Source organism: Serratia sp. TSA_130.1 (genome assembly GCF_052691795.1).
Window position 1 is genome coordinate 105,830 of the sequence record NZ_JBQZFS010000008.1, and the last position, 12,049, is coordinate 117,878.

12 protein-coding genes are annotated in these 12,049 nt (G+C 59.3%); 6 read left to right on the forward strand and 6 right to left on the reverse strand.

Annotated features, from left to right (window positions below):
• The first annotated feature begins 289 nt into the window (after positions 1 to 289).
• Positions 290 to 3,004, forward strand: coding sequence for an HTH-type transcriptional regulator MalT (gene malT, locus ACUTQY_RS22255; protein ID WP_033645297.1), 2,715 nt, complete (start codon positions 290 to 292; stop codon positions 3,002 to 3,004).
• A 3-nt stretch (positions 3,005 to 3,007) separates the two neighbouring features.
• Here malT and ACUTQY_RS22260 read toward each other — a convergent pair whose 3' ends face one another.
• Genes ACUTQY_RS22260 through ulaA form a run of 6 tightly spaced genes read right to left on the reverse strand, consistent with a single transcriptional unit; the run spans position 3,008 to position 7,433 of the window.
• On the reverse strand, positions 3,008 to 3,694 hold the full coding sequence (locus tag ACUTQY_RS22260; RefSeq protein ID WP_046688554.1) for an L-ribulose-5-phosphate 4-epimerase: 687 nt from the start codon (positions 3,692 to 3,694) through the stop codon (positions 3,008 to 3,010).
• Positions 3,695 to 3,698: 4 nt separating this feature from the next.
• Entirely contained in the window at positions 3,699 to 4,553 is an 855-nt protein-coding gene (locus tag ACUTQY_RS22265; protein ID WP_033645298.1) for an L-ribulose-5-phosphate 3-epimerase, read from the reverse strand.
• 9 nt (positions 4,554 to 4,562) lie between these two features.
• The gene (locus tag ACUTQY_RS22270; protein WP_033645299.1) at positions 4,563 to 5,219 is read right to left on the reverse strand and encodes a 3-keto-L-gulonate-6-phosphate decarboxylase UlaD; all 657 of its coding nucleotides are present in this window, start codon (positions 5,217 to 5,219) and stop codon (positions 4,563 to 4,565) included.
• Positions 5,220 to 5,231: 12 nt separating this feature from the next.
• Entirely contained in the window at positions 5,232 to 5,702 is a 471-nt protein-coding gene (gene ulaC, locus ACUTQY_RS22275; RefSeq protein ID WP_033645300.1) for a PTS ascorbate transporter subunit IIA, read from the reverse strand.
• A gap of 10 nt (positions 5,703 to 5,712) precedes the next feature.
• Positions 5,713 to 6,021, reverse strand: coding sequence for a PTS ascorbate transporter subunit IIB (gene ulaB / locus ACUTQY_RS22280; protein ID WP_033645301.1), 309 nt, complete (start codon positions 6,019 to 6,021; stop codon positions 5,713 to 5,715).
• Between the two features lie 14 nt (positions 6,022 to 6,035).
• On the reverse strand, positions 6,036 to 7,433 hold the full coding sequence (gene ulaA, locus ACUTQY_RS22285) for a PTS ascorbate transporter subunit IIC (protein WP_033645302.1): 1,398 nt from the start codon (positions 7,431 to 7,433) through the stop codon (positions 6,036 to 6,038).
• 354 nt (positions 7,434 to 7,787) lie between these two features.
• Between ulaA and ulaG the strand changes: the two genes are divergently transcribed.
• From ulaG to ACUTQY_RS22310, 5 genes are all read left to right on the forward strand, one after another.
• Positions 7,788 to 8,852 (forward strand): L-ascorbate 6-phosphate lactonase, encoded by a 1,065-nt coding sequence (ulaG, locus tag ACUTQY_RS22290; protein WP_033645303.1) that lies wholly within the window; start codon positions 7,788 to 7,790, stop codon positions 8,850 to 8,852.
• A gap of 111 nt (positions 8,853 to 8,963) precedes the next feature.
• Positions 8,964 to 9,719 carry an HTH-type transcriptional regulator UlaR gene (gene ulaR, locus ACUTQY_RS22295; RefSeq protein WP_033651753.1) on the forward strand — a complete coding sequence of 252 codons (756 nt, stop codon included), beginning with the start codon at positions 8,964 to 8,966 and terminating at the stop codon, positions 9,717 to 9,719.
• An 84-nt stretch (positions 9,720 to 9,803) separates the two neighbouring features.
• Complete coding sequence (gene glpE, locus ACUTQY_RS22300) at positions 9,804 to 10,130, forward strand: thiosulfate sulfurtransferase GlpE (RefSeq protein ID WP_033645305.1); 327 nt, start codon at positions 9,804 to 9,806, stop codon at positions 10,128 to 10,130.
• 171 nt (positions 10,131 to 10,301) lie between these two features.
• Entirely contained in the window at positions 10,302 to 11,138 is an 837-nt protein-coding gene (gene glpG, locus ACUTQY_RS22305) for a rhomboid family intramembrane serine protease GlpG (RefSeq protein WP_033645306.1), read from the forward strand.
• 50 nt (positions 11,139 to 11,188) lie between these two features.
• Positions 11,189 to 11,947, forward strand: coding sequence for a DeoR/GlpR family transcriptional regulator (locus ACUTQY_RS22310; protein ID WP_004930797.1), 759 nt, complete (start codon positions 11,189 to 11,191; stop codon positions 11,945 to 11,947).
• Positions 11,948 to 12,049: the final 102 nt, after the last annotated feature.

Consider the following 12,049-nt stretch of genomic DNA (forward strand, 5'->3'; position numbering starts at 1 on the left):
CAACGCGTGCGGCGAGCACTGAGAACGTTAACCATGACGTTAGCACAAGTATTCGCGCTGCTGAAGTTTTGTCCATGGCCGGAAATGCGATCCGCAACCGCATCGCCGTACTCCGACACCAAACGTAAAAAAGTGTGATCGATAGCAACTTAACTCCAAGCCGATGCGGAAGCTTGTTGCAATACGTTTAGGGTTGGCAGAAGTTAGGGGGAGCTATTAATTACGAACCATAAAATAATTAGCGCCACTCCAATCCCGGCGGGAACCGCGATTTATATCCTGGAATACTATGCTGATCCCATCAAAACTGAGCCGCCCGGTACGGCTGCAAAATACCGTGATCCGCGATCGCCTGCTGGCCAAACTGGCCAGCGCGGGCAACTATCGTCTGACACTGGTCAATTGCCCGGCGGGATACGGGAAAACCACGCTGATCGCCCAATGGGCGGCCGGCAAGGCCGATCTGGGCTGGTATTCCCTGGATGAGAGCGACAACCAGCCGGAGCGTTTCGCCAGCTACCTGATCGCGGCGCTGCAGCAGGCCAGCGGCGGCCGCTGCGTCAAGAGCGAAGCGCTGAGCCAGAAGCACCAGTACGCCAGCCTGTCGGCGCTGTTCGCCCAGCTGTTTATCGAGCTGGCCGACTGGCATCAGCCGCTGTACCTGGTGATCGACGACTATCACCTGATCACCAACGACGCCATTCACGAAGCCATGCGCTTTTTCCTGCGCCATCAGCCGGAAAACCTGACGCTGATCCTGCTCTCGCGCACCCTGCCGCCGCTCGGCATCGCCAACCTGCGGGTGCGCGATCAGCTGCTGGAAATGGGCACGCAGCAGCTGGCGTTCACCCATCAGGAAGCCAAACAGTTCTTCGATTGCCGCCTGGCGGCGCCGATGGAACAGCAGGACAGCAGCCGCCTGTGCGACGAAGTCGAAGGCTGGGCCACCGCGCTGCAGCTGATCGCGCTGTCGGCCCGCCAATCCACCTCCTCGGCCCAACTGTCGGCCAAGCGGCTGGCGGGGCTGAACGCCAGTCACCTGTCCGACTATCTGGTGGACGAAGTGCTGGATCACGTCGATGCCGATGCGCGCGCCTTCCTGCTGCGCTGTTCGGTGCTGCGCTCAATGAACGATGCGCTGATCGTGCGGCTGACCGGCGAAGACAACGGCCAGCAGCGGCTGGAGGAGCTGGAACGCCAGGGGCTGTTTATCCACCGCATGGACGACACCGGCGAATGGTTCAACTTCCACCCGCTGTTCGCCTCTTTCCTGCGCCAGCGTTGCCAGTGGGAACTGGCGCTGGAGCTGCCGGGGTTGCACCGCGCCGCCGCCGAGGGCTGGCTGGCGCTGGGGTATCCGGCGGAGGCTATTCACCATGCGCTGGCGGCCAGCGACGTCAGCATGCTGCGCGATATCCTGCTGCAACACGCCTGGTCACTGTTCCACCACAGCGAACTGGCCCTGCTGGAGGAGTGCCTCAACGCGCTGCCGTATGAGCGCCTGATTCAGAACCCCAAACTGGCGCTGCTGCAGGCCTGGCTGGCGCAGAGCCAGCACCGCTACAGCGAGGTCAACACCCTGCTGGAGCGCGCCGAGCGCACCATGCGCGAACAGAAAATCGAGATAGACCAAACGCTGCACGCCGAGTTCGACGCCCTGCGCGCCCAGGTGGCGATCAACGCCGGCAAACCGGAAGAAGCCGAGCGGCTGGCGACCGAAGCGTTGAAATTCCTGCCGCTGTCCAGCTATTACAGCCGCATCGTCGCCACCTCGGTGACCGGCGAAGTCCACCACTGCAAGGGCGAGCTGGCGCGCGCGCTGCCGATGATGCAGCAAACCGAACAGATGGCGCGTCGTCATCAGGCCAACCATTACGCGCTCTGGGCGCTGCTGCAGCAGAGCGAAATCCTCATCGCCCAGGGCTTCCTGCAGGCCGCTTACGAAACCCAGGATAAGGCGTTCGAACTGATCCGCGAGCAGCACCTGGAACAGCTGCCGATGCACGAATTCCTGCTGCGCATTCGCGCGCAGATCCTGTGGTCGTGGTCGCGTCTGGACGAAGCGGAAGACGCGGCGCGCACCGGGCTGAAAATCCTGGCGAACTACCAACCGCAACAGCAGCTGCAGTGCATCGCCATGTTGGCCAAATGCTCGCTGGCGCGCGGCGATCTGGACAACGCCAATACCCATCTGCAGCGCTGCGAAACCCTGCTGCACGGCGCCCACTATCATCGCGACTGGTTGACCAACACCGACAAGTCGCGGGTGATCCACTGGCAAATGACCGGCGACACCGCCGCCGCCGCCCAGTGGCTGCGCCACACCGAAAAGCCCGGCATGGCGGACAACCACTTCACGCAGGGCCAATGGCGCAACATCGCGCGAGTGCAGATCCTGCTCGGCCAGTATGAAGAGGCCGGCGTGGTGCTGGATGAACTGAACGAAAACGCCCGTCGCCTGCGGCTGGTGAGCGATCTCAACCGCAATCTGCTGCTCAGCAACCAGCTCTACTGGCTGCAAGAGCGCAAGGGCGAAGCGCAGCAGGCGCTGATCGAAGCGCTGTCGCTGGCCAACCGCACCGGCTTTATCAGCCACTTCGTCATCGAAGGCGAAGCGATGGCGCAGCAGCTGCGCCAGCTGATCCAGCTCAACACGCTGCCGGAGCTGGAACAGCATCGCGCCCAGCGCATCCTGCGCGACATCAACCAGCATCATCGGCACAAATTCGCGCATTTCGACGAGAACTTCGTCGATAAGCTGCTGACCCATCCGCAGGTGCCGGAACTGATCCGCACCAGTCCGTTGACCCAACGCGAATGGCAGGTGCTGGGGTTGATCTATTCCGGTTACAGCAACGACCAGATCGCCGGTGAGTTGGATGTAGCGGCCACCACCATCAAGACCCATATCCGCAATCTATACCAGAAGCTGGGCGTGGCCCATCGCCAGGAAGCGGTGCAGCAAGCGCAGCAGCTGCTGAAGATGATGGGGTACGGCGCCTGATAGTCAGCGCTGGCCGTAATAAGCGCCGGCGCCATGTTTGCGGCTGAAATGTTTCGCCGACAGGTGTTCATCGATCCGGCGCAGGCCGGGGTTAATGCCCCGGCTGATCCACGCCATCTTAGCCACCTCCTCGAGCACCACCGCGTTATGCACCGCCTCATCCGGCGAGCAGCCCCAACTAAACGGACCATGCTGATACGCCAGAATGCCGGGAATGTGCAACGGCTCGCGCCCGCACAGGGTTTCGATAATCACCCGGCCGGTGTTCAATTCATATTCCCGCGCCACCTCTTCCGCCGTCAGCGCGCGGGTGCAAGGAATGTCGCCGGAAAAATAGTCGGCATGGGTGGTGCCAAACGCCGGTATCGCCTCACCCGCCTGGGCCCAGGCGGTGGCGTGAGTGGAGTGCGTATGCACGACGCCGCCGAGTTGTGGGAATGCCCGGTACAGCGCCAGATGCGTCGGCGTATCGGATGAAGGCCGCAGTTGCCCCTCAACAACCTCCCCTCGCGCATTCACCACCACCATATCTTCCGCCCGCATCGTTTCATAAGGCACGCCGCTGGGTTTTATCACCATCAGATCGCTGGCCCGATCGATGCCGCTGACATTGCCCCAGGTATAGGTCACCAGCCCGTGCTCAGGCAGCGCCATATTGGCTTTGTAGACCTGCCATTTCAGTTGTTCCAGCATGTTAGCTCCCTATTTCCAACCCGGCCTCTGCCATGCGTTCAACCACCCAGGCACGCGCCTCCCGCACCGCCTGCAGCGGGTCGGGCGCCTTCTCGCTCCACATTTCGAGCAGATAGGGGCCGCGATAGCCGCTCGCAAGCAGCGTTTCGAAGCAGCGAGTGAAATCGACCACGCCCTCGCCGAACGGCACGTTCTTAAACTCTCCCGGCCGCGTATCCTTAACGTGCACCGCTACGATATGCCCGCGTCCGGCTACGAGCTCCATCTGCACATCGTTGTCCCAGGCAGACAAATTGCCGATGTCCGGGTACAGCTGAAACCATGGGTTATTCAGGTAGTGGACATAACCCAGCGCCTTGCTGATCGAATTCATCAGCGCATAATCCATGATTTCCATCGCCAGCATGACCTGCGCGCGGCTGGCCATCTCCACCGCCTGCGCCAAGCCGGCGCGGAACCGGGCGCGGGTCTGCGCAGTAGCCTGTTGGTAATAAACGTCATATCCGGCCAGTTGGATCACCCGTATGCCGGTATCCTGCGCCAGCCGGATGGCCTTGCGCATGATCTCCAGCCCCCGCTCGCGCGTCCTGTCGTCTTCACTGCCCAACGGAAAACGCCGATGGGCGCTAAGGCACAAAGAAGGGACGCGCACACCGCTGGCCGCAACGGCGCCGATCAGCGCCAGTCGCTGCTCGCTGTTCCAATCCAGCCGCGCCAGACGGCCGTCGCTTTCATCGATCGACATTTCAACGAAATCGAATCCCAACTCCCCCGCCAGTTGCAAGCGCGTCAGCCAGTCCTCGCCCGGCGGCAACGCCTTCTCGTAGATGCCCAACGGTACGGATTTTTGCAACATAACCGCTCCTCAGCCCCACAGTTGGGCGATGACGCGTTTAAATTCCCGCGCCGCCGCGACCGGATCGGCGGCATCGCGAATGCTGCGCCCGGCGATAAAAACATGGATGGGAATGCCCCGGAACAGAGGCAAATCCGCCAATGACAATCCGCCGGTAACCGTCACCTTGAAACCCATCTCGCTCAGGCGATGAACCGCGCGGATATCGTCATCGCTCCAGGCGACGCCCGCCGCCTGCGCGTCACGGCTGCGGTGATACACCACCTGACCAATACCCGCCTCACGCCACGCCTGCGCCTGTTCCCAGGTCCAAAATCCCGTCAGTTCGATCTGCACGTCGCCACCGAACTCATGCGCCACCTGCAGCGCGCCCTTGGCCGTATTGATGTCAGCGCAGCAGATCACCGTGATCCAGTCGGCGTGCGCCTCGAAGCACATCCGCGCCAAAATTTGCCCCGCATCGGCGATTTTCGCGTCCGCCAACACGATGCGATCCGGATACAGCGCTTTCAGATCGCGCACGGCCCGTACGCCTTCCGCCACGCACAAAATAGTGCCGACCTCAATGATGTCGACTTCGGCCGCGATCAGGCGCGTCGTATTGTAAGCCGCGGCCATGGACAGGTTATCCAGCGCCACTTGCAGCATCGGTAAATGCGTTTTCATTGCATGTCTCCTTCAATTCGCCGCCGCCGCGGACGTTTTGTCGATTAACGCCAGTACCTCGCTCGCCCGGCGACAGGCCCGCAAGCGATCGAAGTTCGCCTCATCTTCGAACAGGTTAACCACTTGCATGATGCCCACCTCCTGATGCGTTTTGGCGTCCACCGCCGCCATGGTGATCAAGATATCTATCGGATCGTTGTCCTCATCGCCGAAGCACACCGGCGTTTTCAAGGTGACCAAGGCGAAGCCGGTTTTCAGCACCCCTTCCTCCGGCCGACCATGCGGCATCGCCAGGCCGGGCGCCAACACGAAGTAAGGGCCGTGCCGTTCGACGCCGGCCAGAATGGCGTCGAAATAGCGAGGCTCCACCACGCCGGCGGCCACCAGCAGATCGACCCCCAGCCGCACCGCCTGACGCCAGTCGGCAGCCTCCGCCTGCAGGTGAATAGCGTTGTTCTGCGCCAACGAATCGCTCAGCTTCATGACTCGCTCCTCACTGCTTCAAATCTTGCGGAAAATGCGCGCCGATGACTTCCATCAGCTTCGGACCGAAGTCGGCAGCCGAGAGCATATTGCGCACCCCAACTACGTATTTGTTGCCGCTGACGACGATCTCATCCGCGACATGGGTGGAAGCGATGATGATGTCAGCCCCGCTCAACTCGGATTTGTATTCCCCCACCGCACAGCTGTTGACCGAATGATCCACGCCTTGCTGCGTTAAAAATTGGTCGACTTTCATTTTCATGATCATGGAACTGCCTTGTCCGCAACCGCACACCGCCAGGATTCGTACCGTCATAATCTGCACTCCTATTAACGTGACGCTGGTTCAACCGATTGTTTTTCAGCATCTTCCTCCGCGCGCAGGGTGCGCCCGGCGAAGAACATGTACAGCAGCGCGATGGCGATCACCACGCCCATAAACCACAGGCCGAAGCTCAGCCCTTGCATCAGCGGCGGCGCCAGAATCGACCAGTCCGCCATTCCCATCCAGGCGCTCAGCCCGGTCAGCTTGATGGCCCACACGCAGCCCAAGATCTCTATCATCCCCATCACCAGGCAGATCTTCATCGCCGCGCGCCAGCCGCCAAAGTGGTTAGCGAACACGCCGATGGTGGCGTTAGAGAAGAACATGGGAATGAAACCGGGGATGATCATGATGGAAGCGCCGCACGCCAGGAGGATGCCGACGGCGATCAATTGGCCGATGGTGCCCCACATAAAGCCCCACACCACGGCGTTGGGCGCGAAGCTATAGATGGCGGCGCAGTCGATGGCCAGTACCGCACCGGGGATCAGGCGTTGGGAAATCCCATTGAAGGCCTCGGTCAATTCGGCGACGAACATGCGCACGCCCTGCACGATGATGAAAATCGCCACCGCGAACATCAGCCCGGTTTGCAGGATATAGATGCTCCAGTGGGTTTTACCGGCCATCGCCTGCAGGGTATCCAAGCCGAACGAGCAAAGAATGATGCCGAAGAACAGCGTCATCACGATGGCGGTGGAAACGATGTTGTCATGGAAAATATTCAGCCACCCAGGCAGCTTCAGATCTTCCACGCTGTCCTCTTTTTTACCGAGATACGGCGCTGCCTTATACGCCAGCCACGAAGCGAACTGCTGTTGGTGCCCAATGGAGAAACCGCTGTTTTCCGTCACCGCCTGCGTCGGTTTGAACATCATGTTGGACGTGATGCCCCAATACAGTGAAGCCAACAGCGCGCTGCACAATACCGTTGTCCACATGCCGTAGCCCAGAATGTAGAAAAATACCGCGATCAACCCCACCTGCTGAAACATGATATGACCGGTAAGCATGATGGTGCGGATGCCGGTAATGCGCCTCAACAGCACGTAGAGTATGTTCAGCGCCAGCGCCAGCAAGACCGCGTAGCCGACCCAGCTATAGGCCTCCCCCATCCGATCGATGGTGGCCATCATCGAGGCATAGGTATCTGAAATCGCCCCGTTGATGCCGTACACCTCGGACAGCTTCGCCACCACCGGTTTGAACGTGCCGGTCAGGATGCCGGAACCGGCTTGCAGCAACATGAAACCGATAATGGTTTTGATCGTGCCTTTGATAATGACCGCCGCGCTTTTGCGCAGCAACGTGTAACCCAGCAGCGTAACCAGCCCCAACAGCAGCGGCGCATTGGTCATCACCTGGTTAAAAAAGACGGTGAAGATGGTGTAAAGAGTTTCCATACGGCTCTCCCGAAAAGGTTGGCATGCAGGTAACGCCTTCACCATACCAATCACAAGAAATCACAAAAAGATCATAAATGATTATTTGTGAACAACCTCGCAAGTTAAAAATCAATTCCACTAACATTCAATGAATTAGACGGCTTACATTTTATTACCCATTGAATTTAATAGCAGTTAATCAAACAAAAAGGAGATAAAAGGACGGCGCACCACGTAAATCCGGCGGTGTTATCGTGTATTTCGATCGTTGTCAGTTGAAAAAAACGGTGCTAAATTCGATCAAAACAAATCACATAAAATCTTTAAATGATTATTTGTGATTGCATTATCACCGCCAACGAGGAACGACCCATGAGTAAAGTCAACGACATCACCCGCGAATCCTGGATATTGAACACCTTTCCCGAATGGGGCACCTGGCTGAACGAAGAGATAGAGCAGGAGAAAGTTGCGCCCGGCACCTTCGCCATGTGGTGGCTGGGCTGTACCGGTATCTGGCTCAAATCCGAAGAAAGCGCCAATCTGTGCGTCGACTTTTGGTGCGGTACCGGCAAGCAAAGCCACGGCAACCCACTGATGAAAACCGGCCACCAAATGCAGCGAATGGCGGGGGTGCGCAAGCTACAGCCTAACCTGCGCACTACCCCATTCGTACTGGATCCCTTCGCGATTACCCAGCTCGACGCCGTCTTGGCCACGCACGACCACAACGATCACATCGATGTGAACGTCGCCGCGGCGGTGTTGCAAAATTGCGCCGCCACCGTTCCGTTTATCGGGCCGCAAAGCTGCGTGGATATCTGGATTGGCTGGGGTGTGCCGCCTGAGCGCTGCATCACCGTCAAACCTGGCGACGTGATAAAAATCAAAGACATTGAAATTCATGCGCTGGACGCCTTCGATCGCACGGCGCTCATCACACTGCCGGTGGAACAAAAAGCGGCGGGCGTTCTGCCGGACGGCATGGACCTGCGGGCGGTCAACTACCTGTTCAAAACGCCGGGCGGCAACCTTTATCACAGCGGCGATTCCCACTACTCCAACTATTACGCCAAGCACGGCAACGATCATCAGATCGATGTCGCCCTCGGTTCCTACGGCGAGAACCCGCGCGGCATTACCGACAAGATGACCAGCGCCGACATCTTGCGCATGGCGGAATCGCTGAACGCCAAGGTCGTGATCCCCTTCCACCATGACATATGGTCGAATTTCCAGGCGGATCCGCAGGAAATTCGCGTGCTGTGGGAAATGAAGAAAGACCGGCTCAAATACGGTTTTAAACCGTTTATCTGGCAGGTTGGCGGCAAGTTCATCTGGCCGCAGGATAAAGACAATCTGGAGTACCACTACCCGCGCGGTTTCGATGATTGCTTCACCCTCGAACCCGATCTGCCCTTCAAGTCTTTCTTGTAATCAACCGGTGTTGCATACGGATGCGCGCTTTTGAACGGGAATGATTCAAATCGTCAAACGGCGCGCATATAATCATAGGCAACGACGTTTTCTCTCTCCGACGGAGCCCGCATGACAGAGTCCCAACGCCACAACGCCATTCTCGATCTCTTGCAGCGCAAGGGGCAAATCTCCGTGGCGGACGTCATCGCGGCGTTTGACATCTCTCCGGCTACCGCGCGCCGGGACATCAACAAACTGAATGAAATCGGCAAATTGCGCAAAGTGCGCAACGGCGCCGAAGCCACACAAACTCCGCGCCCGGCCTGGACGCCACTCAATATCCACCAAACCCAGCACCTGGACGAAAAAATGCGTATTGCGGCGGCCGCGGCACAGCTCTGTCAGCCGGGTGAAAGCGTGGTGATCAATTGCGGCTCCACCGCATTTCTGTTGGGCCGTGAAATTTGCGGCAAGCCGGTTCAGGTGATCACCAATTATCTGCCGCTGGCCAATTACCTGATTGAGCAGGAACATGACAGCGTGGTGATCATGGGAGGCCAGTACAACAAAACCCAGTCGATTACTCTGGCGCCCCAGGACGGCGACGCCACCCTGTACGCCGGGCACTGGATGTTCACCAGCGGTATCGGCCTCACCGCTGACGGCCTGTATAAAACCGATATGCTGACCGCGATGGCGGAACAGAAGATGCTCAACTACGTCGGTAAACTGGTGGTGCTGGTTGACAGCAGCAAAGTCGGCCAACGCGCCGGCATGCTGTTCAGCCGTACCGAGCAAATCGCCATGGTGATCACCGGCCGCGCCGCCGATTCGGCGATCGTTGAGCAACTGCGTCAACAAGGGGTAGAAGTGCTGCTGGTGTGAGAAAACCACAAGCTTGCTCTGGTCTTAAACGCCGCAGAGTTGGTTACAATAGCGGCGTCCCCCAATAATGAGGCAGTCAGCAGTATGGAACAGTTCGAAGCGATCAACGTTGAACAGGCTTACAGCCTCTGGAAAGAGGGCAGCGCCGCCCTGGTCGACATCCGCGATCCGCAAAGTTTTGAAGCCGGGCATACGCCGGGCGCCTTTCACCTCACCAACGCCACCCTGTCGGCCTTTATGCAACAAAACGACTTCGAGCGGCCGGTGATGGTGATGTGCTACCACGGCAACAGCAGCCGCAGCGCGGCGCAATACCTGCTGCACCAGGGGTTCGACGCGGTCTACAGCATCGACGGCGGTTTCGAGGCCTGGGCCCGTCAGTATCCGCAAGACGTGGAAACCTCAGCCTGATCCCCGCCGCCCGTCGCGCATCGGCGGGCTTTCCCTTCGATTTTATGCGCGTTTTCGCGGGTTTTTCGCAGATCCGTTTGCCAGCGCTCAGGATTTCGACGTTATAATCGGCCGTCAGGGTCGCCGGCGAGCAAGCCGCGGCCAAAATCATTCACTTACGACGGAAGAGCAATGGTTAGAGTAATCGCCGTATCCAACCCGCGCCTGGCGCTGGCCTTTGTCGACTATATGGCGACCCAGGGCATCCGGCTTGAGCTGCGCAACAGCGGCGAAGCGGCGGAAATCTGGCTGGCCGACGACGGCCACCTCGAGCAGGTGCAACACGAGCTGCAGCAGTTTCTGGTCGATCCGCTCAACCGCCGTTATCAGGCCGCCAGCTGGCAGACCGGCCATACCGACGCCGGCCTGCACTATCAGAGCGAATCCTACCTGCACACCCTGCGCAGCAAGGCCGGGCCGCTGACGCTCGGCGTGATGGTGCTGTGCATCGCGGTCTATATTCTGATGCAGGCGCTGGGCGACGATACCGTGATGTACTGGCTCTCCTGGCCGCAAGACAGCAGCCAATACACGCAGCTGTGGCGCTGGATCAGCCATGCGTTCCTGCATTTCTCTCTGCTGCATATCCTGTTTAACCTGATGTGGTGGTGGTATCTCGGCGGCCAGATGGAAAAACGCCTCGGCGCCGGCAAGCTGTTCGTGCTGGCGGTGGTGTCGGCGTTCTTCAGCGGCTGGGCGCAATCGCTGTTCAGCGGCGCGCTGTTCGGCGGGCTGTCAGGCGTGGTCTATGCGCTGATGGGCTATGTCTGGCTGTCGGGCGAACGGGCGCCGGAGCGCGGCCTGATGCTGCCGCGCGGCCTGATGGTGTTCTCGGTGCTGTGGCTGGTGGCCGGATATTTCGATATTTTAGGAATGTCGATCGCCAACGCGGCACACGTAGCCGGTTTAGTGTTAGGGTTATTGATGGCATTTTGGGATACGCGTCATCGCGCACACAACGAACAATAACAGCCGGGAGCTATGCCCAGCGGGCATAGCGGGCGTTTTAGGGGATTATCGTGAAGCAAACACAGCGTCATGACGCAATTATCGAGCTGGTGCGCCTGCAGGGTTACGTCAGCACGGAAGAGCTGGTCGAGCATTTTGACGTCAGCCCGCAAACGATTCGCCGCGATTTGAATGACCTGGCCGACCAGAACAAGATCCAGCGTCACCACGGCGGCGCGGCGCTGCCTTCCAGCTCGGTCAACGCTGCCTATAACGATCGCAAGGTGATGTGGTCGGAAGAGAAAGCCCGCATCGCCCAGCGCGTCGCCAGCCAGATCCCGGACGGCGCCACGCTGTTCATCGATATCGGCACCACGCCGGAGGCGGTGGCCCATGCGCTGATGAACCACAAGAACCTGCGCGTGGTCACCAACAACCTTAACGTCGCCACCCTGCTGACCGCCAAGGAAGACTTCCGCCTGATCCTGGCCGGCGGCGAAGTGCGCACCCGCGACGGCGGCATCATGGGCGAAGCCACCCTGGACTTCATCTCCCAATTCCGTCTCGATTACGGCATTCTCGGCATCAGCGGCATCGATATGGACGGCTCACTGCTCGAATTCGACTATCACGAAGTGCGCACCAAACGCGCGATTATCGAAAATTCCCGCTGCGTGATGCTGGTGACCGACCACTCCAAATTCGGCCGCAACGCCATGGTCAACCTGGGCAACATGAACCTGATCGACTACCTGTTTACCGACCAGCTGCCGCCGCCGAGCGTGATGAAAATCATCGAACAGTACGACGTGCAGCTGGAGCTGTGCTGATTCGGCCTTAACCTGCGGGGCGCGCCGCCGCCCCGTTTCATCCCTTTAACCCCCTCACCGACAGCCGTTTGCGCGCCCGCGCCATATCCATGCTACTTGTGT